Genomic DNA, 586 nt, shown 5'->3' with positions numbered 1-586 from the left:
TCGCGGCCACCCGCACCCCGGGATGGCGGCGCACAAGTTCCCTTTCCACTTCGGCCGTGAATTTCCCCCAAAGATCCCGGGCTTCTCGGAGTTCTGCCTTCCCCTCGTAAACGAGAAGATAAACAGGTTCCGGTGCTTTTCCGAAAATGAAAAGACCGTCGTAGCCGGAGCGGCCAAGCTCGTGGCCTAAAAATCCGCCCACATAAGAATCGGCAATGGAGCGAGTCTTAGGAGAGATGGCCATCACCACGTGTCTTCCCGCTCCCGCCAGGCCCGTGCCCTGAAAAGGACCGGTAGCAAAAACAAGGGCGTTCTCCGGGGAGAACGGATCAGTTCCCGGCGGCACATGTTCCAAAAGGAGGCGCGCGGCCATTCCCCGCCCGCCCAGATGCAATTCGTACCAATGCCTTGGGGTCTCCTTCTCCGTGATCCGGCCCGTGGAAAGGTCCACCCACAAATATCTTCCGAAGACCCCCTTCATCTTCCCTCCTTTTGGGCTAAAGCGGCGATTTTCTCCTGCACACCCTTAAAACGCCCCTCCACTTCTTCCCATTTGCGCTGGGCCTTGCGCAGATGATCCCCAAGG

Annotated in this window: 1 protein-coding gene; it reads right to left on the bottom strand. The window is 58.5% G+C overall.

Features of this window, described 5'->3' with window-relative positions; translation table 11 throughout:
• Positions 1 to 481, bottom strand: a 481-nt coding sequence (locus tag H5T41_11485; protein ID MBC7109381.1) for an aldehyde ferredoxin oxidoreductase, incomplete at its 3' end; no start/stop codon positions are given.
• Positions 482 to 586: the final 105 nt, after the last annotated feature.

It is taken from the genome of Methanomassiliicoccales archaeon (assembly GCA_014361295.1).
Lineage (GTDB): Archaea > Thermoplasmatota > Thermoplasmata > Methanomassiliicoccales > JACIVX01 > JACIVX01.
Note: the sequence above shows the minus strand (reverse complement) of the source record. Positions and strands in the feature narration are given on the sequence as shown.